The 21,066-nt window shown below is 70.3% G+C and carries 24 protein-coding genes; 9 read left to right on the plus strand and 15 right to left on the minus strand.

The genetic code is table 11. The features are described from left to right. Positions 1-20: 20 nt before the first annotated feature. Both C6V83_RS09690 and C6V83_RS09695 read right to left on the minus strand, forming a co-directional pair. Positions 21-989 carry a sigma-70 family RNA polymerase sigma factor gene (locus C6V83_RS09690; RefSeq protein WP_105942236.1) on the minus strand — a complete coding sequence of 323 codons (969 nt, stop codon included), beginning with the start codon at positions 987-989 and terminating at the stop codon, positions 21-23. A gap of 60 nt (positions 990-1,049) precedes the next feature. After that, positions 1,050-1,595 (minus strand): DUF3099 domain-containing protein, encoded by a 546-nt coding sequence (locus tag C6V83_RS09695; protein WP_105942237.1) that lies wholly within the window; start codon positions 1,593-1,595, stop codon positions 1,050-1,052. A 104-nt stretch (positions 1,596-1,699) separates the two neighbouring features. On the opposite strand from C6V83_RS09695, the gene C6V83_RS09700 reads away from it, so the two are divergent. Then, entirely contained in the window at positions 1,700-1,930 is a 231-nt protein-coding gene (locus C6V83_RS09700; RefSeq protein WP_105943848.1) for a DUF3039 domain-containing protein, read from the plus strand. 40 nt (positions 1,931-1,970) lie between these two features. Here C6V83_RS09700 and C6V83_RS09705 read toward each other — a convergent pair whose 3' ends face one another. After that, complete coding sequence (locus tag C6V83_RS09705) at positions 1,971-3,059, minus strand: YihY/virulence factor BrkB family protein (RefSeq protein ID WP_105942238.1); 1,089 nt, start codon at positions 3,057-3,059, stop codon at positions 1,971-1,973. An 86-nt stretch (positions 3,060-3,145) separates the two neighbouring features. Between C6V83_RS09705 and C6V83_RS09710 the strand changes: the two genes are divergently transcribed. Continuing rightward, entirely contained in the window at positions 3,146-4,930 is a 1,785-nt protein-coding gene (locus C6V83_RS09710; protein WP_105942239.1) for a DEAD/DEAH box helicase, read from the plus strand. A 78-nt stretch (positions 4,931-5,008) separates the two neighbouring features. Here the strand turns inward: C6V83_RS09710 and C6V83_RS09715 are convergent, their stop codons facing one another. The 4 genes from C6V83_RS09715 to ppgK form a co-directional block, all read right to left on the minus strand. Beyond that, on the minus strand, positions 5,009-5,197 hold the full coding sequence (locus tag C6V83_RS09715) for a DUF7455 domain-containing protein (protein ID WP_105942240.1): 189 nt from the start codon (positions 5,195-5,197) through the stop codon (positions 5,009-5,011). A gap of 126 nt (positions 5,198-5,323) precedes the next feature. Beyond that, positions 5,324-5,938, minus strand: a complete 615-nt coding sequence (locus C6V83_RS09720; RefSeq protein ID WP_105942241.1) for a TetR/AcrR family transcriptional regulator — start codon at positions 5,936-5,938, stop codon at positions 5,324-5,326. A gap of 82 nt (positions 5,939-6,020) precedes the next feature. Further along, on the minus strand, positions 6,021-7,457 hold the full coding sequence (locus tag C6V83_RS09725) for an RNA polymerase sigma factor (RefSeq protein WP_105942242.1): 1,437 nt from the start codon (positions 7,455-7,457) through the stop codon (positions 6,021-6,023). Positions 7,458-7,663: 206 nt separating this feature from the next. After that, positions 7,664-8,458, minus strand: coding sequence for a polyphosphate--glucose phosphotransferase (ppgK, locus tag C6V83_RS09730; RefSeq protein WP_105942243.1), 795 nt, complete (start codon positions 8,456-8,458; stop codon positions 7,664-7,666). A 182-nt stretch (positions 8,459-8,640) separates the two neighbouring features. On the opposite strand from ppgK, the gene C6V83_RS09735 reads away from it, so the two are divergent. Beyond that, positions 8,641-9,510: an inositol monophosphatase family protein gene (locus C6V83_RS09735; protein WP_105942244.1), complete on the plus strand. Its 870-nt coding sequence runs from the start codon at positions 8,641-8,643 to the stop codon at positions 9,508-9,510. Positions 9,511-9,551: 41 nt separating this feature from the next. Here the strand turns inward: C6V83_RS09735 and cei are convergent, their stop codons facing one another. Further along, on the minus strand, positions 9,552-10,208 hold the full coding sequence (gene cei / locus C6V83_RS09740; protein WP_105942245.1) for an envelope integrity protein Cei: 657 nt from the start codon (positions 10,206-10,208) through the stop codon (positions 9,552-9,554). Positions 10,209-10,418: 210 nt separating this feature from the next. On the opposite strand from cei, the gene C6V83_RS09745 reads away from it, so the two are divergent. Continuing rightward, complete coding sequence (locus C6V83_RS09745) at positions 10,419-10,718, plus strand: DUF4193 domain-containing protein (RefSeq protein WP_105942246.1); 300 nt, start codon at positions 10,419-10,421, stop codon at positions 10,716-10,718. A gap of 133 nt (positions 10,719-10,851) precedes the next feature. Here C6V83_RS09745 and C6V83_RS09750 read toward each other — a convergent pair whose 3' ends face one another. Then, positions 10,852-11,382, minus strand: a complete 531-nt coding sequence (locus C6V83_RS09750; RefSeq protein WP_105942247.1) for a DUF3093 domain-containing protein — start codon at positions 11,380-11,382, stop codon at positions 10,852-10,854. A 111-nt stretch (positions 11,383-11,493) separates the two neighbouring features. On the opposite strand from C6V83_RS09750, the gene dut reads away from it, so the two are divergent. Together dut and C6V83_RS09760 are read left to right on the plus strand one after the other, a co-directional pair. Beyond that, positions 11,494-12,009 carry a dUTP diphosphatase gene (gene dut / locus C6V83_RS09755; protein ID WP_105943849.1) on the plus strand — a complete coding sequence of 172 codons (516 nt, stop codon included), beginning with the start codon at positions 11,494-11,496 and terminating at the stop codon, positions 12,007-12,009. Positions 12,010-12,012: 3 nt separating this feature from the next. Next, positions 12,013-12,867, plus strand: a complete 855-nt coding sequence (locus C6V83_RS09760; RefSeq protein ID WP_105942248.1) for a DUF3710 domain-containing protein — start codon at positions 12,013-12,015, stop codon at positions 12,865-12,867. A gap of 36 nt (positions 12,868-12,903) precedes the next feature. Here the strand turns inward: C6V83_RS09760 and C6V83_RS09765 are convergent, their stop codons facing one another. Further along, on the minus strand, positions 12,904-13,617 hold the full coding sequence (locus C6V83_RS09765; protein ID WP_105942249.1) for an alpha/beta fold hydrolase: 714 nt from the start codon (positions 13,615-13,617) through the stop codon (positions 12,904-12,906). Between the two features lie 63 nt (positions 13,618-13,680). Here C6V83_RS09765 and C6V83_RS09770 point away from each other — a divergent pair, with 63 nt between their 5' ends. Then, positions 13,681-14,079, plus strand: coding sequence for an OB-fold nucleic acid binding domain-containing protein (locus C6V83_RS09770; protein ID WP_105943850.1), 399 nt, complete (start codon positions 13,681-13,683; stop codon positions 14,077-14,079). Here C6V83_RS09770 and C6V83_RS09775 read toward each other — a convergent pair. The 5 genes from C6V83_RS09775 to C6V83_RS09795 form a co-directional block, all read right to left on the minus strand. Further along, the gene (locus tag C6V83_RS09775) at positions 14,065-14,499 is read right to left on the minus strand and encodes a hypothetical protein (RefSeq protein WP_105942250.1); all 435 of its coding nucleotides are present in this window, start codon (positions 14,497-14,499) and stop codon (positions 14,065-14,067) included. The genes C6V83_RS09770 and C6V83_RS09775 overlap by 15 nt on opposite strands. Then, positions 14,496-15,674: a globin domain-containing protein gene (locus tag C6V83_RS09780; RefSeq protein ID WP_105942251.1), complete on the minus strand. Its 1,179-nt coding sequence runs from the start codon at positions 15,672-15,674 to the stop codon at positions 14,496-14,498. The genes C6V83_RS09775 and C6V83_RS09780 overlap by 4 nt, the downstream gene beginning before the upstream one ends. Further along, positions 15,671-16,210, minus strand: a complete 540-nt coding sequence (locus tag C6V83_RS09785) for an RrF2 family transcriptional regulator (protein ID WP_105942252.1) — start codon at positions 16,208-16,210, stop codon at positions 15,671-15,673. Before C6V83_RS09785 ends, C6V83_RS09780 begins: the two co-directional genes overlap by 4 nt. A gap of 118 nt (positions 16,211-16,328) precedes the next feature. Continuing rightward, positions 16,329-16,991 carry a potassium channel family protein gene (locus C6V83_RS09790; protein ID WP_105942253.1) on the minus strand — a complete coding sequence of 221 codons (663 nt, stop codon included), beginning with the start codon at positions 16,989-16,991 and terminating at the stop codon, positions 16,329-16,331. After that, a complete protein-coding gene (locus C6V83_RS09795) occupies positions 16,988-17,659 on the minus strand; it encodes a potassium channel family protein (protein WP_105942254.1) in 672 nt (223 codons plus the stop codon). The genes C6V83_RS09790 and C6V83_RS09795 overlap by 4 nt, the downstream gene beginning before the upstream one ends. Before the next feature lie 40 nt (positions 17,660-17,699). Between C6V83_RS09795 and C6V83_RS09800 the strand changes: the two genes are divergently transcribed. Further along, positions 17,700-19,739, plus strand: coding sequence for an APC family permease (locus C6V83_RS09800; protein ID WP_407646147.1), 2,040 nt, complete (start codon positions 17,700-17,702; stop codon positions 19,737-19,739). After that, entirely contained in the window at positions 19,736-21,010 is a 1,275-nt protein-coding gene (locus C6V83_RS09805) for a class I SAM-dependent RNA methyltransferase (RefSeq protein ID WP_105942255.1), read from the plus strand. Before C6V83_RS09800 ends, C6V83_RS09805 begins: the two co-directional genes overlap by 4 nt. Positions 21,011-21,066 lie beyond the last annotated feature (56 nt).

A 21,066-nucleotide genomic window follows, 5' to 3' on the forward strand; every position in this document is an offset into this window, starting at 1 on the left:
TGCGGCGATCGCGGCGGCGGTCAGCTGGCGTACGCGCGGAGTTTGTCGGCGCGGTCGCCCTGACGCAACTTGCCCATCACCTCGCGCTCGATCTGACGGACTCGTTCGCGCGACAGTCCGAAGGTGCGGCCGATCTGGTCCAGGGTGCGCGGCTGACCGTCGTCGAGGCCGAAGCGCAGGGTGATCACCTGGCGTTCCCGCTCGTCCAGCGTGCTCAGGACCTTGCGGATGTCCGAGTGCAGCAGGCTGGAGATCACGACGTTCTCGGCGGAGGTGGCTTCGCTGTCTTCGATGAAGTCGCCCAGCGGCGCCTCCTCGTCGGCGCCGACCGGCATGTCCAGGCTCACCGGATCGCGGCTGTGATCCATGAGGTCGGCGATCTTCTCGGCCGGGATGCCGGTCTCGGCGGCCAACTCGTCGTCGGTCGCCTCGCGACCGAGCTGCTGGTGCAACTCGCGGCGGATCCGGGCGATCTTGTTCACCTGTTCCACGAGGTGGACGGGAAGGCGGATGGTGCGGCTCTGGTCGGCCATGCCGCGGCTGATCGCCTGGCGGATCCACCAGGTGGCGTAGGTGGAGAACTTGAATCCCTTGGCGTAGTCGAACTTCTCGACCGCGCGGATGAGGCCCAGATTGCCCTCCTGGATCAGATCGAGCAGCGGCATCCCGCGGCCGGTGTAGCGCTTGGCCAGCGAGACCACCAGGCGCAGGTTGGCCTCGAGTAGGTGGGCGCGCGCCTGCTCGCCTTCGCGGACCAGGGTCGCCAGGTCGCGCTTGCGGGCGGGGCTGATGCGCTTGCGGGTGGAGAGCAGGTGCTTGGCGTACAGTCCGGCTTCGATCTGCTTGGCCAGCTCGACCTCTTGTTCGGCGTTCAGGAGTGCGGTGCGGCCGATCCCGTTCAGATAGACGCGGACCAGATCCGCCGAGGGGGACTGCGCGTCCAGATCTTCGGCGGTGGGGGCGGGGCGAGTGCGGGTGGGGGCGGACATACGGCCTCCTCGGGTCGGCGGTGAGAACTACCAGAGCTTTCACCCAGTCCAACGCGCGAGCTACGAGGAAGGTTCCCGGCCAGACTGAGAAGTCCCTGAGGAATCGGCAGCGGAGGAATCGGGAGCGGAGGAATCGGCCGCTGTGGCACCGGCTGCGGGGTCGCGGTTCTGCGGGTCGGGGTCCGGCTCGACGGTCTCGGCGTCGATCACCAGCGGCGCCGCCGGCGGTCGCGGTGCCGGTTCTTCGGTCAACTCGGCCGGACCGACGGTGCGTCCTGCACCGAAGCGGTAGTACTGCACCTCGTCGCGCTTGCGAGGCGGTCGATCATTGGCGATCAGCACCGCGACCCAGGGGATGGGGATGGACACGATGATGATCGCGATCGCCCACCAGTAGTTGTCGGTCCAGACGAAGACGAGCGCGGCCAGCAGCAGGGCCGGAATCCGGATGCTCATCATCCACAGGTACTTGCGGACGCGGGCGCGATGCTGCTCTTCGAGCGAGGTCTCGGCGCGGGTGATCAGGAAGGCGGCGGCCGGGTGTTCGTCCGCGCCGGTTCCCCCGGATCCGGTCGATCCAGAGGGTCCGGTCGTCTCTCTCGCCATGTCTCCATGGTCCCACTTCACCTCTCGTGGTGCGAACCCGGTAGTGGCGTCGTCGTGACCGGGTGGGGCTGCGCGCGACGCCGGTGATGCGCCAGAATGGGGGAATGACGACCAAGACGATCGAACGCCCGGACCTCGACGAGCGGACCGAACAGGACGACGACACCCCGAAGGTCTTCCACTACGTGAAGAAGGACAAGATCGCTGAGAGCGCGGTGATGGGGACCCACGTCGTGGCGCTCTGCGGGGAGGTGTTCCCGGTCACCAAGTCGGCGAAACCGGGCTCACCGGTCTGCGAGCGCTGCAAGAAGGTCTACGCGAAGATGAAGAAGTAGCCGAGCCCGAGAACCGCACGCCGCAGAATCCGCCGCCAGGTCAGGGTCGGTCGCTGCGCGGGATCGGATCGGTGGGAGCGGCCGGATCGTCGGCACCGGCGGGCGACCTGTGGTGCCACCCCGGGCGGATCGCTCGCCGGCGCAGGGTGTCGGTGATCTCGTTGGTCTGCGTCGAGACCCATTGCCGCACCGTCGCACCATTGTGGTCACGCGGCCAGAGCTCCTGGATCGCCGCGTTCAGCTCGGCGCCGACGACGATCGAGAAGCCGAGGAAGAACCCGAAGAGGAGGAACGCGATCGGTGTCGCCAGCGCGCCGTAGGTGTAGCCGACCTGGGCCAGGGCGGTGAGGTAGGCGCGCAGTATGTACGTCGCCAGCCAGAAGAACACACCCGCCAGGAATGCGCCGGGCACCAGGCGCAGCCACGGCAGCGGGTACGGCAGCGAGAAGCGGTACAGCAGCACCAGCACGCCGATCAGCAGCAGGCCGACGAACGGGAAGTAGCCCCAGTCGATCACCACGCTGACGGCGTTGTTCCAGTCGTCGGGGACGATGTCGTGCAGGTAGGTGGGGCCGAGCGCCACCAGAGGCAGCACCAGCACCGCGCTGATCAGGAAGAAGATGTAGATGATCAGCGCGAAGATCCTCTGCCACACCGGGTTCCGCACTTGGTGCTGATCGTGGGCGGTGCAGATCGCGGCGACGAAACAGCTCATCGCCGACGAGCCTGCCCACAGCGACATGATGAAGCTCACCGAGATCACCGCGCCTCGGCCGCGGCCGAGCACGTTGTCGACGGTGGGCCGGATCAGATCGTCGACCACCTGCTCGGTGAAGATCTCACCGCTGAACTGGATGATCCGCGCGCTGATGATCTGCACGGTGTCCGGGCCGAACCAGCCGCCGATGTAGCCGAGGCTGCCCAGCACGCCCAGCAGCAGCGGCGTGAGCGAGAGCGCCTGCCAGAAGGCCGCCTGCGCCGACCAGCCGATGATGCCGTCGTCCCACGATTTCACCGTGGTCCGCCAGATCAGCCGCCAGGACTTGCGCACCACACCGGCCCGGGCCTCGGTCGGCTCGGGGTCCGGAGGAAACGTTTCGCGGTGGTCGGTACTGATGGGTACAAGCATGGCCGATCGATCCCATCGGTGTGTCAGCGGGCGGGAATGCGGCGTGGCGGAGAGCGTCGGAGTCTCGGGTTAGACTCGATCCCGCTATGACTGAACCGGGGCTGACACTCACCACCGCTGACACCGCCGAAGCCTCGCAGGCGCAGGCGAATCCGGCCGGTCCGGCGCCCAAGGGCTCGCTGCGCGCATGGCAGCGCCGGGCCCTGACCAAGTACCTCACGTCGCGTCCGAAGGATTTCTTGGCGGTCGCCACTCCGGGCGCAGGCAAGACCACTTTCGGGCTGCGGGTCGCCGCCGAACTGCTCGCCGACCGGACGGTCGAGCGGATCACCGTCGTCGCGCCGACCGAGCACCTGAAGCATCAGTGGGCGGCCGCGGCCGCGCGGGTCGGCATCCAGCTGGACTCGAACTTCTCCAACTCCACCGGATCGACGAGCGCCGACTTCGACGGCGTCGTGCTCACCTACGCGCAGGTCGCGGCTCACCCGTACCGGCACCGGGAGCGGACGGTACGCCGTCGCACGCTGGTGATCCTCGACGAGATCCACCACGGCGGCGACGCGAAGTCGTGGGGCGACGGCATCCGCGAGGCGTTCGAGGACGCCGAACGGCGCCTCGCCCTGACCGGAACGCCGTTCCGCTCGGACGACTCGCCGATCCCGTTCGTCACCTACGAACCCGAGCCGGGCGGCGGTGCGCGCTCGCGGCCCGATCACGCCTACGGTTACTCCGACGCGCTCCGCGACGGCGTGGTTCGCCCGGTGGTGTTCCTCGCCTATTCCGGGCAGGCGAGCTGGCGTACCAGCGCCGGAGAAGAGTTCACCGCCCGCCTGGGCGAGCCGCTGTCGGCCGAACAGACGGCCCGCGCCTGGCGGACCGCCCTGGACCCGCACGGCGACTGGATTCCGGCTGTGCTCAACGCCGCGCATCGTCGTCTGGTCAAACTCCGGGCGTCCGGGGTTCCGGATGCGGGCGGTCTGGTGATCGCGACGGATCAGACCACCGCCCGAGACTACGCCGAGCTCTTGGAGTCGATCACCGGCAAACGGCCGACCCTGGTGCTCTCCGACGAGGCGGGGTCGTCCGCGCGGATCGAGCGCTTCTCCGCCTCCGACGACGAATGGATGGTCGCGGTCCGGATGGTGTCCGAGGGCGTGGACGTCCCGCGCCTGGCCGTCGGGGTCTACGCGACCAACGCCTCCACCCCGCTGTACTTCGCGCAGGCGATCGGCCGGTTCGTGCGGTCGCGGCGTCCCGGCGAGACCGCCAGCGTGTTCCTGCCGTCCGTGCCCGTTCTGCTGCAGCTGGCCAGCGAACTAGAGCAGCAGCGTGATCACGTGCTCGGGAAGCCGCACCGCGAAGAGGCCGGCCTCGACGACGGCGCTCTGATCGAGGCGAACAAGCGCGAGGACGAGCCGGGGGAGGACGAGCCGGCATTCCAGTCGCTGCACGCGAGTGCGGAGCTGGATCAGGTGATCTACGACGGCGCCTCGTTCGGGACGGCCACGCTGGCCGGGTCCGACGAGGAGTCGGACTACCTGGGGCTGCCGGGCCTGCTCGACGCGGAGCAGGTGCGCACCCTCCTCCAGCAGCGGCAGGCGCAGCAGGTCACCAAACGCTCGACTGTCGGCCCGCGCGAGGAGAAGGCGGCCGCGGCGGCGCCGAACGCCGCCGAGCGGGGGACCGGCGAGAACCTCCACGCGTTGCGCAAAGAGCTGAACACCCTGGTGGCCCTTCACCACCATCGCACGGGTCGCCCGCACGGGCAGGTGCACAACGAGCTGCGACGGCGGTTGGGCGGACCGCCGACGGCGATGGCCACCGCCGAACAACTCAAAGAACGGATCGCGGACCTGCGGACCTGGCGGTGAAGACGGATCAGGCGGCGAGCGCACCGCTCGCCGCCTGATCCGGATCTTCTGGTCCGTGGCCCGCTCTCGACAGACGCGCTAGTGAGAGACGACGGCCCCCATCTCCACGAGACGGGCCTCGTGATCGCTGTAGTGGTGTCCGCAGAACAGCAGCTCCCCGCCTCCGGCGAGGGTCGCGCGGACCTTGGCGGCCGCGCTGCAGCGGTCGCAGCGGTCGGCGTTGGTCAACGGTGTCGAGACGATCGTGGTCGTGGCATTGTCGGTCATGGAGTTCCCCTGCCCTTTCATTGACTCGCCTGCTCGGCGCCCACGAAGCGGAGCGCCTTGGCTACCACTCTGTCAGACGAACGGGGAGCGCGTTTTGTTCCCCCGTCCCGCCGGGAGTGTCGCGGCTCACTCCGGTACGGGCCGGCCGTGATCCCGGGCCTCGACCATGGTCAGTGCGAGGTCGGCGTAGAAGTCGGCAAGCCGGTCCGGGTCGACCTCGGGTCGATGCGGAAACCAGCGTGCGATGTCGACGTTGAGCGACAAGATGGCCATCGTCACCGCCGGACCGTCGACGGTACCGAACACGCCGGTCGTCACACCGGTGGACACCACCTGCGCGATCCGCTGGGAGATCTCGTCGCGCAGGGCCCGGATCTCCTCGGAGTGCTCAGGTGCCAGCGCGGCCAGTTCGTAGTTGAGCACCCGCGACAGGTGCGGTCTGGTCGCGTGATGGTGTGTGTACACCCTGATGAGCTTCTTGAGTCGCGGCGCCGGCGGAAGATCGGGGTCGTCCCCTGCCTCCAGTACGGCCAGCGTGTCCCGGTGCCCGGCGAGCGACAGCTTGTAGAGCAGGTCCTCTTTCGAGGGATAGTGCACGTACACGGCGGCGGGACTCATGCCGGCGGCTCTGGCGAGATCCCTCGTCGTCGTGCCGTGGAAGCCTTGCCGAGCGAACAAGTCGACGGCGGCGGCGAGCAGCCTGCGTCGCGTGCGCTCCGACTTGGAGGCGATCTCGGTCATTTCCGGTCCTTCCGCCGCGGAGGGCCGACCCGGCGGAGCGACGTGGCACGCCTCGCTCGACGCTCCGCCGTGGGGTGAGCCGTCAGTCGAGGTAGTCCCGAAGCACCTGGGAGCGGCTCGGGTGGCGGAGCTTGCTCATGGTCTTGGACTCGATCTGCCGGATACGCTCACGGGTGACGCCGTAGACCTGGCCGATCTCGTCGAGAGTGCGCGGCTGGCCGTCGGTCAGACCGAACCTGAGCCGGACGACGCCGGCCTCGCGCTCGGACAGCGTGTCCAGGACGTCCTGCAGCTGGTCCTGGAGCAGCGTGAAGCTGACCGCGTCGACGGCCACGACGGCCTCGGAGTCTTCGATGAAGTCGCCGAGCTGGCTGTCTCCCTCGTCGCCGATCGTCTGATCCAGGGAGATCGGCTCACGCGCATACTGCTGGATCTCCAGCACCTTCTCCGGCGTGATGTCCATCTCCTTGGCGAGTTCCTCCGGGGTGGGCTCGCGGCCCAAATCCTGCAGGAGCTCGCGCTGGATGCGTCCGAGCTTGTTGATCACCTCGACCATGTGCACCGGAATGCGGATGGTGCGGGCCTGGTCTGCCATGGCGCGCGTGATGGCCTGACGAATCCACCACGTGGCGTACGTGGAGAACTTGTAACCCTTGGTGTAGTCGAACTTCTCGACCGCACGAATCAGACCGAGATTGCCCTCCTGGATCAGGTCCAGAAAGGCCATGCCGCGGCCGGTGTAGCGCTTGGCGAGCGAGACCACCAGGCGCAGGTTGGCCTCAAGGAGGTGATTCTTGGCCCGGTTGCCGTCGCGGGAGATCCAGTTGAGGTCGCGTCGCTGGGCGACCGACAGCTTCTCACCGGACTCCATCACCCGGCGGAGCTTCTCGGTGGCGAACAGGCCGGCCTCGATGCGCTTGGCGAGCTCGACCTCCTCCTCGGCGTTGAGCAGGGCCACCTTGCCGATTTGCTTGAGGTAGGCGCGCACGGAGTCCGCCGAGGCGGTGAGCTCGGCGTCCTTGCGGGCCTGGCGCAGCGCCTCGGACTCGTCCTCATCCCAGACGAAGTCGCCGGAGTTCTTGTCGGCGTCGGCGTCCTTGGCATCCTTGGCGCCGGACTTGGCCTTCGCCCGGCCCTTGGCCTTGGCGGGCGGCGCCTCCTCGGCGGCGAGGTCCTCGTCGCTCAGGTCGATCTCGGCTTCGTCGAGTTCCTCGGGGGCGTCGACGTCGTCGAGCTGAGGCTCGTCGTCGATCACGTCCGGGGCGGCCTTCTTGGCGGACGCCTTCTTGGCCGGGGCCTTCTTCGCCGCGGTCTTGCGGGCCGGAGCCTTCTTCGCGGCGGTCTTGCGGGCCGTCTTCTTGGCGGGTGCGCCGTCGGACTCGGCGGCCTTCTGAGCGGTGGCCCTGCGTGCGGGCGCCTTCTTGGCGGCGGTCTTGCGCGCCGTGGTCGCCTTCTTCGCGGCTGCCTTCTTCACGGGAGCCGCGGCTTCCTCGGCGTCCGGGGTCCTTGTGGTTGCCACGTACGACCTTTCACAAACTTCTCAGCGGCACTGGGCGCTTGCGCGGCGGCAGCACGGCATCACTGAACGGGTGTGATGCGGACTGTGCGGGGCGAGGCTGGTGTGCCTGGTTCTCCAGAGTCGATCGGGCGGGGCGGCGACCGACGCGTTCCATTGTAACGAAAGTACTCCGGCGCGGGGTGCGCCGGTGGCCCTATCGGGCCCCCTCAGAGTTCCTCGGCGACGGCCATCGCGGCCCCGACGATGCCCGCGGTGTTCCGGAGCCGGGCCGGGACCACCGGCACCTCGTTGGTCAGGTGAGGGATCCACTTGTCGCTCTTGCGGCTGATCCCGCCGCCGGCGATGAACAGGTCGGGGGAGAAGAGCCGCTCGTACTTGGTGAGCACCTCGGAGAGCTTCGCGGCCCACTTCTCGAAGGACCAGTCGTTGTCCTTGCGTACCTTGGCCGATGCGCGCTTCTCCGCGATCGTCCCGCGCACCTCGATGTGCCCGAACTCGGTGTTGGGGATCAGCGTGCCGTTGTACAGCATGGCCGAGCCGATCCCGGTGCCGAGCGTCAGCAGGATCACCAGTCCTTCGTCGATGTGCGCACCGCCGCCGAATCTCAGTTCGGCCAGACCGGCGGCGTCGGCGTCGTTCAGCACGGTCACCGGGCGTCCGCCCAGCCGCTCGCTGTACAGCGCGCGGACGTCGGTGCCGAGCCAGGCGTCGTCGATGTTCGCGGCCGTCCGCAGGATTCCGTTCTTCACCACTCCGGGCATGGTCAGGCCGACCGGCCCGGTCCATCCAAAATGTTCGACGATCTGCGAGACGGTGCGACCGACGGCTTCCGGGGTGGCCGGCTGAGGGGTGTCGATGCGGTGCCGGTCGCCGACGAACTCGCCGGTGCGGAGGTCGACGATGGCGCCCTTGACGCCGGTGCCACCGACATCGATGCCGAAGCTCAGCCCGGCGCCCGGACTGGGTTCGCGATCGGCGCCGAGGATCGTCACGTCAGACATGGGAGTTTTCCTGTTCTGTTCGGGTGCGGCACCCGAAGCAGCTCGCGCGGCCCGGGGCACGCAGTCAGCTTACGACGGCGGTCACCGGTCTGGTGGGGCTACACGGGGCGGGCCGCGCCGATGTCCGGGCCCCGAACGATCGCCGCAACCGGGCAGTCCGTTCGGGACTCTAGACTCGAGTCGTGACCCGAGAACCCGAGACCGCGCCGGAGGAACTGGCCCAGATCGCCGTCCACGTCGCCGAGGAGGCCGCCGCACACGTTCGGGCCCGCAGGCCCGACCTGTTCCCCGATTCCGGGCACGACGGCGGGACGTCGGCGGTCACCACCAAGTCGACGCCGACCGATCCGGTCACCGTCGCCGACACCGAGACCGAGCACCTCATCCGCGGGCTGCTGCGTGAGTGCAGGCCGTCGGACGCGATCCTCGGCGAGGAGGCCGGCGGCTCGGACACGGTGCCCGAAGGGGTGCGGTGGGTGGTCGATCCGATCGACGGCACCGTGAACTTCCTGTACGGCATCCCGGCGTACGCGGTGTCGGTGGCGGCCCAGGTCGACGGGGTCTCGCGAGCGGGGGCCGTGGTCGACGTTGCCCGCCGCACCACCTATTGGGCGGCTGCCGGCGGTGGCGCGTGGTGCCGCAACGGTGACGGCGACGCTCGCCGGCTGCGCGCCAACCCGATCGACGACGTGTCGCTGGCTCTGGTGGCGACCGGATTCGGCTACTCTCCGGTGCGTCGCCGGGCCCAGGGGGCGCTGCTGGCCGAGCTGCTTCCGCAGGTGCGCGACGTGCGCCGGGTGGGGGCTGCGGCGCTGGACCTCTGCATGGTCGCCTCGGGGGCGGTCGACGTGCACTTCGAACACGGGCTCTCGCCCTGGGACTGGGCGGCGGGCGCCCTGATCGCCGCGGAGGCCGGGGCGCACGTGTCCGTGCCGCCGGCCACCTCGCGCGCTGCGGACGGGTATCCCACGGTGGCCGTGGCACCCGGGATCGCCGGGGAGTTCACCGCCCTGCTCGCCGGGCTGGGCGGCCTGGAGCGCCTCCCGAACTGACGTGCGCGGCCGAAGTCGCTGCGCGCCGGGGGGCGGAGCGATCAGCAGGACTGTGCGTGGACTGCGTCGATCAGCGTGCGATCGACGCCGGACTTCGGGTTTCGCGGGTCCACCGTGCGCAGTGCTTCCAGCGCGGCCTGGGCATCCTGGCTGGGTGTGGTGCCGTGATAGAACTCGCCGAGCGCGACGTCGATGTCGGTGCCGCCCCGTCCGTCGTTCACCAGTTGTGCGCACGGGACGGCGAGCCACACCGCCGCGGCCGCACCCTGTCCGCCGGGACCGAACCGGATCTGCGCCACGCAGTGCAGTCGGTCGTCTCCGTACGCGGTGTCGTCGGAGTAGGCGGGATCGGCGGCGGCGAATCCCTGCGCCACCAGATCCTCGGACACCGACCGCGCCTGCCCGCGCGCAGCGCCGGAGTTGAGGACGGTCACCTTGAAGGTCGACTGTGCGGCGGGAGCCACGCTGAGCATTTCCGCGCGGGAGGCGACCTGGAACTGGGGGGCGTCCGCGGCAGTCGGGAGGTTGCAGTCGGTCGGGTACGACTTCTCGTCGCCGCCCACCGCCGCGAAAGTCCAGGCGGCGATCGCGAGCACCGCGAGCACGGTGACGATGACGATCGCCGGTGTGTAATTGCGCCGTCGGAACGGGCGTCCCTGCGCATCGGTCGCATACCCGGTGGCGAACTTGGAGACCATGAGCCCAAGCCTAGGGCAGAGGCACGGCGATCCCGGTCAACGACCGGCGCGCGCGCCGTACAGCACTCGTCCTTGACTCAGTGGTGACACTCACCTAGAATTCGGGCGCCCGGCGCGTTGCGCGAATGCGGATCGGGCTTGGGGGACGGCCACAAGCTGAGCCTCCGCAGAGACTTTGACACGCACGACGACACCAGGGTGAGGCAAATCATGGCGACTGATTACGACGCTCCACGGCGGACCAACGACGACGACCTGGCGACGGATTCGCTGGAAGAGCTGAAGGCCCGCCGCAACGAGGCCGCCGCCGCCGACGTGGACGTCGACGAGACCGACACCGCCGAGTCGTTCGAGCTGCCCGGAGCCGATCTCTCGGGTGAGGAACTGTCGGTGCGGGTGGTCCCGAAGCAGGACGACGAGTTCACCTGCTCGAGCTGTTTCCTGGTGTACCACCGCAACCGGCTCGGCGAGGAGCGCGGCGGACAGCTGATCTGCGTCGACTGCGTCTGACCGCGAACACACGACAACGGCCGGCCTCGGATCGGGGCCGGCCGTCGTCGTGTGTGGGGCGCACTCGGCTCCGTGTACCGCACGCGGTGTGGTGCAGGTGTCGGGCGGGGCGGGGCTCACGCGTCGCGGACGCTCACGCATCTCCATTCTCGTCGGCGGGCTGGGTCGCATCCGCGGCGGCGGCGTCGGTCAATCCCATCGCGGCCAGGACCTTCTCCGGGTGCCGGGTGGAGACCAGCCAGTACGGAGTCGGATCATCGGGGTCGTCGAGCACCAACAGGACCATCGGTTTGATCCACGAGCGGTACACGAGGAACGCGGCCGGGTCGAGCTGGCGGCCCATCGCCGCGCTGCGCGCCGACGGCGGAACGGAGGCGCCGCGGGCCACCACGTCGGCCGGCAGCAGCGCCTTGTGTGCGTGGAGGGTGCCGTCGGCGTCGACCCGGATCCGCATGCGGCTCATCGAGAAGAGCAGCCAGGCGACGAGCACCCCGAGGACCGGGTAGAAGGCGAAGCTCCAGGACTGAAGGTAGGCCGCGAGCTGCGCCTGATAGCCGAGCAGGGCGACCAGGCCCGCGCCGAAGAGCCACCACCACAGGGGCACGGTCAGGCGTTCGGAATACCTGTCGGCGGCGGATGCAGAGGTGGATTCGGAGTCGCTCACATCGGACAGCCTACTGACGTGGCGAGCGTCACCGGCCACGCGGAGGGGCCCGGTGGCACCACGCGCGCCGGGGTCGGTCGGGGTCCGGCGCGCGCCGAGTACGCTGCGGGTGTGACTTCCGCCCAGAACTCCTGCGCTCCGCTGCACACCTGCCCTCCGCTGCGCGTGGTCCGACTCGACCGCGACCTCCCGTTGCCCGCTCGCGCGCACGACGGTGATGCGGGCATCGACCTGTACTCCACCACGGACCTGGAGCTCGCTCCGGGCCGCCGCCAGCTGGTGGGCACGGGCATCGCCGTCGCACTGCCGCACGGCACCGTCGGCCTGGTGCACCCGCGCTCGGGCCTCGCGGCTCGGGCCGGACTGTCGATCGTCAATGCTCCCGGCACCGTCGACGCCGGGTACCGCGGAGAGATCAAGGTGTGCCTGCTGAACACCGACCCCGAGTCGCCCATCGTGATCGCGCGCGGGGACCGCATCGCCCAGTTCCTGGTGCAGCGGGTCGAACTGCCCGAGGTGGTCGAGGTGGACGAGCTCGACGAGACCGCGCGCGGGTCCGGAGGCTACGGCTCCAGCGGCGGACATGCGCTTCTGACCACGCCCACCGGCGACGACACGGAAGGCTGAACCATGGCGACTAAGCATCGGATCGGCGACACCGCCGGACCCTACGATCTGAACGACCTGGAGACTCCCGCCGCAGATCTGGCGAACTCGCATCTGGACCTCGGATCGGTGCTGGTGCCGGTCGTCGAGGGCGGTCAGGTCACCGTCGAGATGTCGGCCTCGCACGAGCCGGAGGCGGTCTATCTGGTGACGCCGGTCGGCCGCATCGGCGTGCTGGCGTTCGCGGCGCCGCGCAGCGACGGCCTCTGGCGGGAGGTGGTCCGCGAGTTGGCCGACTCGCTCACCGCGGAGGGCGCCGACACGTCCATCGAGGACGGGCACTGGGGTCGCGAGGTGATCGCGAAGGTGCCCGGCGGCGAGCACCGGTTCATCGGCGTCGACGGTCCCCGGTGGATGGTCCGCTGTGTCGCCAGCGGTCCGGACGGCGACAGCGCCCAGCTGGCCCAGCTCGCCCGCGCGGTGCTGGCCGAGACCGTCGTGCGCCGGGGCAAGGAGCCCTACCCGCCGCGCGAGGTGCTTCCGCTCGTGCTGCCGCCGGTACTCGCCGAGCAGGTCGCCGCGGCCCAGCAGCAGATGGCCGAGCAGGCGGGGATCTCGCCCGAGGGATCGGCCGCGGCGTCCTCGCTGGCCGACGCGCCGGTCCGGGACGAGGTGATCCCCGGAGGCGCGGTGGATCAGGCGGCCGCGGCCACCGTGTTCACCGACGACGAAGCGCTCAGCGGCGACGAGACGGTCGACCCCGACGAACTGGCCGGCTCCGCGACCGAGTCCGGGGACGACGAGGCCGACCCGGCTCCGGCGCGCTCGACCGGATCGGCGATGCAGCGCCTGCGCGGCCGGCGTCGCCGGCGGCGCTGAGCGGGCCGGGCACCTGCCCCTGACCGGTCGCTCGCTCTACCCGCCGTCGCCGGTGAGCGAGCGCCACGCGCTCAGGCACGCCCGGCCCAGGCGGTGTTCTCGGGGACCCCACTCGGTCAGCGGCGACTCCACGAGTGCGGCGCGCGGTGCGGCTTCGGCCCACGAGCGGGCCACCGCGATCGGGTGCAGCGGATCGTCCGGGGCCCCGACGACGGCCATCGGGACGGTCAGGTGGGCGATCTGGTCCGGCGTCGGTGCGGGGTAACGTGCGGCCGTCCTCAGCTGCCCGACCAGGTCCCGGGCGGCGAGAGCTCGCCATGAGCGGCTCAGTTCGGCGGCGAGCCATTCGGGACTGCTCGCCGCCATCGCGGCGACGGTCGGCTCCAGTCCGTCGCGCTCGATCGCGTCCGCGGTGAGCCGGGCCGACAGCGCCGCCAGCGAGTCGCCGGCCGGTCCTGACCACGGGGGGAGCGCGGCGAGCACTCCGGCGCAGTCGGCGCCGCGCCGATCGAGCACCCAGCGCACTGCGACGACGGCCCCGATCGAGACCCCGCCGACGACGATCTGCTGGCCGTCCGCCCGAGCCTGGGCGGCTGCGTCGTCGAGTGCGGTCGTGTAGTCCTCGATCAATCGAGCCGTGGGGGGCAGCGCGCGCAACGCGCCGCCGGCCGCGGCGACCGCGGGACCGAACGATCTCCGCAGGTAGTCGTCGTCCGAGCCGGTGCCGGCCATCATGATCACGGTGCGCATGAGAGCCTCGGCGGCGCGGCGTAGAGTGTGGAGGTCGACCACATCGATACGCGGGAGGACGTCATGGGCACGCCGGGACTGATGAAGCGCCTGGGCCGACTGCTCACCGAGGATCTGGACGCGCTCGACTCCGACCGGATCGAGCGCGAATGCCACACCGAAGGCGCACAGCGGGCCAAGGACTGCCGCCGCGGCGACGAAGTCACGATGGTCGGCGAACTCCGTGCGGTGCAGACCTGTGCCAAGAGCGCGCTGCGGCAGTCCGGGGGACGCGGAGGCGGTGGCGTAGTCGCCGAGTTCTTCGACGGCAGCGACACGGTTCTGCTCAAATGGCTCGGGCGGAGCCGGATTCCGGGTATCGAACCCGGTCGCCGGATCACCGTGCGCGGACGCGTCGCCACCGTCGACGGGATGAAGGTCATCTACAACCCGTACTACGAACTGCACTCAACTCAGGAGTGACACGCCCGCCGTGACGAGGGCGGCCACCTTCACCACTTCGAACGCCACGTACCAGAGATGCGCCGTGCTGCGGTGCTCGGGCACGTTGTCAGGATCGGCGAGGACGGCGTCGGTGCGTCTGGACAGCGCCGGGCGCACCCCGGCGACCTGAATCACCAGTGCGCCGACCGCGACGCCGAGTCCGGCCGTCGCGCCGGTCGGCCAGCCGCCGCCGGCCGCGGCGATCGCGATCAGGGCGATCGCGATCACCGCCTCCACCGAGTTCAGCGCCCGGAACACCAGGCGCCCGATCCCGAGTCCCAGCGGAATCGTGATGTGCGGTGCGCGGAACTTCAGCGGCGCCTCGATGAACGAGATCGCCACCACCATGCCGAGCCAGAGGAAGACCAGCGCCGAGCCGACCGCGACAGCGGTGCTCACTTGCGCCCGCCCACCCGGATCAGTTCCGGGCCGAAGGTCTCGTAGTGGATCCGGTCCTCGGGGAGGTCCTTGTCCAACAGGGCGCCGCGGACGGAACTGAGGAAGCCCGCCGGGCCGCACAGCAGTGCGACGGTGGCCGGGTCGATGCTGATCTCGTCCAGGGACATCTGGCCCACCCGCGCTCCGTCGCCGGCGTCGTAGCCGTTCTCATACCACTGCTGCAGGGTCGCGGTGGGCAGTTGGCCGACGAGTTCGGCCAGCTCGCCGCGGTGCGGCTGGCGCGAGCGGGAGCGGTCGGCGTGCAGGACCTGGACCGGCCGCGGGTCTCCGGTCTGGACCAGGTGGTGCAGCAGGCCGATCACCGGGGTGCAGCCGATCCCGGCGGAGGCCAGCAGCAGCGGCGCATCGCCGTCCGGCAGCGAGAGATCGCCGAACGGGGTGCTGACTCGCAGTTCGTCGCCTTCGAAGACCCGCTCGTGCAGATGGGTCGAGACCTCGCCGTCCCGCTTGACGGAGAACCGCCAGCGCGCATCGTCGGGCGAGCCGGTGAGACTGTACTGGCGGATCTGTCGAGCGCCGTCGTCCAGCGGGACCTGCACCGAGACGTACTGGCCCGGGGCGAACGACGGCAGCGGGTCACCGTCGCCGGTCAGGGTGAACGACACCGCATCCGGGCTGACCTGTTCGCGGGCGACGACCCGGGCGGTGCGCCAGACATCGCCGGGCGCCACCCCGGCCGCGGCGTACAGCTCGGACTCGCGGCCGATCAGCACGTGGGCCATCTCCCAGTAGAGCTCGTCCCATGCGGCCGCCACCTCGGGGGTCACCGCCGGGCCGAGGACCTCGACGATCGCGGCGAACAGGTGCTCGTGCACAATCGGGTACTGCTCGGCGACGACGCCCAGCGAGGCGTGCTTGTGCGCCACGCGCTCGATGATGATCCGCTGCTCCTCGGGGTCGGGATGCAACTGCAGGCGGGCGAAGGCGGCGATCGATCCGGCCAGCACCTTGGGCTGCGTGCCGATCTGCTGGTTGGTCCGGTTGAACAGATCGTCGAGCAACTCCGGGTGCGCGGTGAACATCCGGTGGTAGAAGTTCGGCGTGATGTCGTCGAGGGCGCCTTCGACGGCGGGCAGGGTCGCCGCGAGCACGTCGCGGGTCTGGTCGGAGATCATCGTGGATTCCTGTTCTCTGCGGTGGGGCTGCGATCGCGGCCGGTGACGGTCGCGTCGGCCCGTGCCCGTTCGGCACGGGAGTCGGTGGCGGCCGGAAAGGCCGGGTACAGCAGGAGCGCTGCGGAGTCCTCGGCGAGATCGGCGACGGTGAGCGCGTCCAGGCTCTCGAAGAACGCCTGCTGGGCGCGGGCCAGCGCACCGCGGAGGCGGCAGTCGGCCCGGAGCGGACACGGCCGGCCGGCCGGGCCGGCGCCGCCGTCGCAGTCGACGACGGGGCCGGCGCCCTCCAGTTCGCGGGTGACCCAGCCGACGCCCGCGGTACGGCCGAGAGCGGTGATGCTGAGGCCGCCGCCGCGCCCGCGCCGCGCGTGCACCACGCCGATCTCGGACAGCCGACTGACGACCTTCGCAACGTGGGTGTGCGGCACAGCCAGCTCCTCGGCGAGGCCGCAGCTCGTGTGCGTCCGGTCGCCGGAACCGGCCGCCAGGCGCATCAGCACGCGGAGGCCGATGTCGGTGAAGCGGGTCAGCTGCATGCATCGATCAGAACATAATCGGTATCGCCGATGCGCATTTGAGTGGGCAAGCTCTCACAGGACGAAAGTCCTTGTGGGGCAGGGTTTTCAGGCCTGGATTCGGGGGCGAGTGCGCCGGTCAGGACGGCATGCGCATCACGCGCTGCAATTCCTTCTCGGCTTCTTCCGGGGCGATGAACACGAGCTCGTCGCCGCCCTCGATCGGGTCGTCGGGGAGCGGGACGATCACCCGCTTGCCGCGGATGATCGTCACCAGGGCGACGTCGCGGGGCAGTTGCAGCCGCCGGACCGCCTTGCCTGCCAGCGGGGTGTCGTCGGGCAGGGTCAACTCCACCAGATTGGCCTGCCCCTGCCGGAACGTCATCAGGCGGACCAGATCGCCGACGCTCACCGCCTCCTCGACGAGGGCGGCCATCAGCCGCGGTGTGGAGACCGCGACGTCGACGCCCCAGTCCTCGTTGAACAGCCATTCGTTCCGGGGATCGTTGACGCGGGCGACGACGCGGTTGACCGCGAACTCGGTGGTGGCGAGCAGGCTGACCACCAGGTTGACCTTGTCGTCGCCGGTGGCGGCGATCATCACGTCGAAGGTCTGCAGTTCGGCCCGCTCGAGGTCCTGCAGCTCGCAGGCGTCGGCGTGGATCCAGTCCACCTGAGGCAGGGCGTCGGCGTCGATCGAGCGAGGGTTGCGCTCGAAGAGCGTCACCTGATGTCCGGCCCCGGTCAGTTCCCGGGCGATGGCCCGGCCCACGGCGCCGGCACCGGCGATGGCCACCTTCACGAGTCGGCTCCTTCGGCCGGAGGCAGCGCGGCGGCCGCGCGTGCCTGGTCCAGATGCGCGGCCAGGGCGGCGGCGAACACCTCGTCGCCGGCCTGCAGCACGCTGCGCGGTTCGGGCAGCACGGGCGCGCCCATCCGGTGCAGAAAGGCGATCCGCGCGCCGGTGAGTTCCTGGAACTTGCTGCAGCTGACGCCGTACCACTCCTCGTGGAGAGCCAACTGCGCGATCACCAGGGAACCGCTGGGGTCGTTCCAGAGGGGCGTCCGCGGGGTCTCGCCGAGCATGGTGATGAATCGCTCGGTGGTCCACGGGACCGTCGCCACCGTCGGGATGCCGAGCCGCTCGTACACAGCGGCGCGCTTCGCATCGTAGATCCGCGCGACCACGCGCCGGACGCCGAAGATCTCGCTGGCCACGCGCGCGGCGATGATGTTCGAGTTGTCGCCGGACGACACCGCGGCGAAGGCATCGGCGGTCTGGACGCCCGCGCTGATCAGCACGTCGCGGTCGAAGCCCATGCCGCAGATCGTGGATCCGGTGAAGTCGTCGCCGAGCCGGGTGAACGAGGCCGGGTCGCGGTCGACGACCACGACGTGGTGGCCGCGCCGCGACATCGCAGTGGCCAGGCCCGCCCCCACGCGGCCGCAGCCCATGATGATTACGCGCACCCGATGGACGTTACTCGCAGAGTGCGCCTACTGTGGCGGAGTGTCCGGTAGATCCACGGCGACGACGGCGGTCAAACGCCTGCTCCTCGGCCGCCCGTTCCGCAGCGACCGCATGCGCGACACGCTGCTCCCCAAGCGGATCGCGCTTCCGGTCTTCGCCTCCGACGCGATGAGCTCGGTCGCCTATGCGCCGCAGGAGATCTTCCTGATGCTCTCGGTCGCCGGGATCAGCGCCTACTCGTTCGCGCCCTGGGTGGGCTTGGCCGTTGCGGTGGTGCTGCTGGTGGTGGTCGCGGCCTACCGCCAGAACGTGTACGCCTATCCCTCCGGCGGCGGCGACTACGAGGTGGCGACGGTCAATCTCGGTCCCAACGCCGGCGTGACGGTGGGGGCCGCGCTCCTGGTCGACTACGTCCTGACCGTGGCGGTCTCGGTGACGGCGGCCGCGGAGAACATCGGTTCGGCGGTGCCCTTTGTGCACGACCACAAACTGGTCTTCTGTCTGGTGGGCATCGGTCTGGTGGCGGCGGTGAACCTGCGGGGCGTGCGCGAGTCGGGCTTCCTGATGGCGATCCCGACGTACGCCTTCGTCCTCGGCGTGTTCGTGATGCTCACCTGGGGCTTCGCGCAGATCTTGGTGCTCGGTCGCGACCTGCAGGCGGAGACGGCCGCCTACGAGCTGGTGGCCGAGCAGTCCGACCTCACCATGCTCGCGCTGGTGTTCCTGGTGGCCCGCTCGTTCTCGTCGGGGTGCGCGGCGCTGACCGGGGTGGAGGCCATCAGCAACGGGGTGCCGGCGTTCCAGAAGCCGAAGTCCCGCAACGCCGCCCGCACGCTGGTGATGCTGGGGGCCATCGCGGTGGTCCTGCTGATGGGCATCGTCGTGCTCGCCCAGCGGCTGCACGCCAAGTACGTGATCGACCCGGGTGCGGAGCTGACCGGCCTGCCCGCCGGTTACCAGCAGAAGTCGATCCTGGCGCAGCTCGCCGAGACCGTCTTCAGCGGCTTCCCGGCCGGCTTCTACTTCGTGACCGTGGTGACCGCGCTCATCCTGCTGCTGGCGGCCAACACCGCCTTCAACGGTTTCCCGGTGCTCGGTTCTGTGCTGGCCCAGGACCGCTACCTGCCCCGGCAGTTGCACACGCGGGGCGATCGGCTCGCCTTCAGCAACGGCATCGTGTTCCTGGCGGTCGCGGCGATGGCCTTCGTCGTCGCGTTCGACGCCGAGATCACCGCCCTGATCCAGCTGTACATCGTCGGGGTGTTCGTCTCCTTCACCCTCGGCCAGACGGGCATGATGCGGCATTGGACCCGCCTGCTGCGGACCGAGACCGACCCGGACGCGCGTTCCCGGATGCAGCGCGCGCGGGTGATCAGCGTCGTCGCCATGGTGATGACCGGAACGGTGCTGGTGGTGGTGCTGGTGACCAAGTTCACCTCGGGCGCCTGGATCGCGGTGGTCGCGATGGTGTTGCTGTACGGCATCATGAAGCTGATCCACCGCCACTACCGCCTGGTGCAGCGCGAGCTCGCGCTGGCCGCCGAGTCAGATGACGGCCTGCTGCCGAGCCGCACCCACTCGATCGTGCTCGTGTCGTCGTTGCTGCTGCCGACTCTGCGAGCACTGCGGTACGCGCGTGCGACCCGGCCGGACGTCCTGGAGGCCGTGACGGTGAACGTCGACGAAAGAGCCACTCGGACTCTGGTCGCCAACTGGGAGGACAGCGACATCGACATCCCCCTCAAGGTGATCGCCTCGCCCTACCGCGATGTGACCCGGCCGGTCATCAATTACGTCCGGCGGATGCGCCGGGAGTCGCCACGCGATGTGGTCACCGTGTTCATCCCGGAGTACGTCGTCGGTCACTGGTGGGAACAGATCCTGCACAATCAGTCGGCCCTGCGCCTGAAGACCCGGCTGCTCTTCGAACCGGGCGTCATGGTCACCTCGGTGCCGTGGCAACTCGACTCGTCGCGGCAGGCCTCCCAGCGGAGCGAGGCCGACTTCACCGCGCCGGGCGACACCCGACGCGGGTTCGGGGGCGCCGGCCGCAACGACGACCGGGGCGTCGGGCGATGACGGCCGCGGAACTGACGGTCACCGGTTTCGCCAACGGGGGTGCGGGCGTCGCCCGCGACGACGACGGCCGGGTGGTCTTCGTCCGCGGGGCGCTGCCCGGCGAACGGGTCTCGGTGTCCTACGACGATCGGCGCGCCGCCTTCGCCAAGGCCCACGTGACAGCGGTCCTGCAACCCTCTGTGCACCGCGTCGCCCCGTTGTGTCCGGCGGCGGCGGCCGGTGCCGGGTGCTGCGACCTCTCGTATGCCGAACCCGGCTACGCGGCGCGGCTGCGTACCGCGGCGCTGGAGGACGTGCTACGGCGGATCGGCCGCCTGACACCCGGTGACGCCGGTGTGCCCGAGGCTCCTGCGGTGGCCGAGCTGGATCCGGACCCGGCCGGCTGGCGGGTGCGGACCCGGCCCGCCGTGGGCGCCGACGGCGCGATCGGGCTGCGCGTGCGCGGCTCGGCCGAGCTGGTCACCGCGGCGTGCATCGGTCCCGCACCGGCCCTGTTCGATGGACTGGACCGGCTCGCGCCGACCCCGGGCGCCGAACTCGTGCTGGCACAGGGGACCGACGGCGGCCGGCACGTCGCCGAGCTCGCCCCGGTGCCGGGTAACCGGCGCGGAGCGAGCGGGCGCCGTGCGGCTCAGAGCGCTCGTGGCCGCCGGTCCGCGCCGCGACGGTCGCGCCTGCTCGACGGCGACGAGCTGGTGACCCAGGAGGTCGGAGGACACCTCTGGCGGGTGCCGGTCACCGGCTTCTGGCAGGCCCACCGGTGCGCACCGCACGCCTATGCGCAGACCGTGCGGGACTTCGTCGCCCGCGCTGATCCGTCGTCGCGCCCGTTGCGCATCTGGGACCTCTACGGCGGTGCCGGGGTACTCGGGGCAGCACTGCTCGACGGGGCCGCGGCCGGGGGGCCGGCGGTCGAGTCGATCGAACTGGTGGAGACCGATCCGGGCGCGCTGGCGGCCGCCGAACGCGCGTTGACCGGCGAGCCGGTCCGGCGGCACCGCGGCGACACCGGCGCCGTCGTGCCCGGTCTGCCGGCGCCCGACGTGGTGATCGCTGATCCTCCGCGCGCCGGCGCCGGCGCCGCGGTGATCGAGGCGGTCACGGCGGCCCGGCCCCGGGCGGTCGTGCATGTCGGATGCGATGCCGCGGCCTTCGCCCGGGATCTGCGCGACTACGTCGACCGCGGCTACCGGATGCTCGACTGGCGTGCGTTCGACGCCTTCCCGCTGACGCACCATGTGGAGGCGATCGCGCTTCTGGTGAGTCCGTAGACTGTCCTTCATCAGCGCCGAAGCCCCGGCGCTTGTGCGAGGCGGCCGCGGGCGGC

The organism is Gordonia iterans (assembly GCF_002993285.1).
Classification (GTDB): Bacteria; Actinomycetota; Actinomycetes; order Mycobacteriales; family Mycobacteriaceae; genus Gordonia; species Gordonia iterans.

Excerpts from the sequence above, each read along its gene's own strand:
- C6V83_RS09760 (WP_105942248.1), top strand. The coding sequence starts at position 12,013 with ATGGCGACTAAGCATCGGATCGGCGACACCGCCGGACCCTACGATCTG.
- C6V83_RS09690 (WP_105942236.1), bottom strand. The coding sequence starts at position 989 with ATGTCCGCCCCCACCCGCACTCGCCCCGCCCCCACCGCCGAAGATCTG.
- C6V83_RS09770 (WP_105943850.1), top strand. The coding sequence starts at position 13,681 with ATGGGCACGCCGGGACTGATGAAGCGCCTGGGCCGACTGCTCACCGAG.
- C6V83_RS09765 (WP_105942249.1), bottom strand. The coding sequence starts at position 13,617 with ATGCGCACCGTGATCATGATGGCCGGCACCGGCTCGGACGACGACTAC.
- C6V83_RS09785 (WP_105942252.1), bottom strand. The coding sequence starts at position 16,210 with ATGCAGCTGACCCGCTTCACCGACATCGGCCTCCGCGTGCTGATGCGC.
- C6V83_RS09720 (WP_105942241.1), bottom strand. The coding sequence starts at position 5,938 with ATGACCGAGATCGCCTCCAAGTCGGAGCGCACGCGACGCAGGCTGCTC.
- C6V83_RS09805 (WP_105942255.1), top strand. The coding sequence starts at position 19,736 with ATGACGGCCGCGGAACTGACGGTCACCGGTTTCGCCAACGGGGGTGCG.
- C6V83_RS09700 (WP_105943848.1), top strand. The coding sequence starts at position 1,700 with ATGACGACCAAGACGATCGAACGCCCGGACCTCGACGAGCGGACCGAA.
- C6V83_RS09705 (WP_105942238.1), bottom strand. The coding sequence starts at position 3,059 with ATGCTTGTACCCATCAGTACCGACCACCGCGAAACGTTTCCTCCGGAC.
- C6V83_RS09780 (WP_105942251.1), bottom strand. The coding sequence starts at position 15,674 with ATGATCTCCGACCAGACCCGCGACGTGCTCGCGGCGACCCTGCCCGCC.
- ppgK (WP_105942243.1), bottom strand. The coding sequence starts at position 8,458 with ATGTCTGACGTGACGATCCTCGGCGCCGATCGCGAACCCAGTCCGGGC.
- C6V83_RS09745 (WP_105942246.1), top strand. The coding sequence starts at position 10,419 with ATGGCGACTGATTACGACGCTCCACGGCGGACCAACGACGACGACCTG.
- C6V83_RS09695 (WP_105942237.1), bottom strand. The coding sequence starts at position 1,595 with ATGGCGAGAGAGACGACCGGACCCTCTGGATCGACCGGATCCGGGGGA.
- cei (WP_105942245.1), bottom strand. The coding sequence starts at position 10,208 with ATGGTCTCCAAGTTCGCCACCGGGTATGCGACCGATGCGCAGGGACGC.
- C6V83_RS09715 (WP_105942240.1), bottom strand. The coding sequence starts at position 5,197 with ATGACCGACAATGCCACGACCACGATCGTCTCGACACCGTTGACCAAC.
- C6V83_RS09710 (WP_105942239.1), top strand. The coding sequence starts at position 3,146 with ATGACTGAACCGGGGCTGACACTCACCACCGCTGACACCGCCGAAGCC.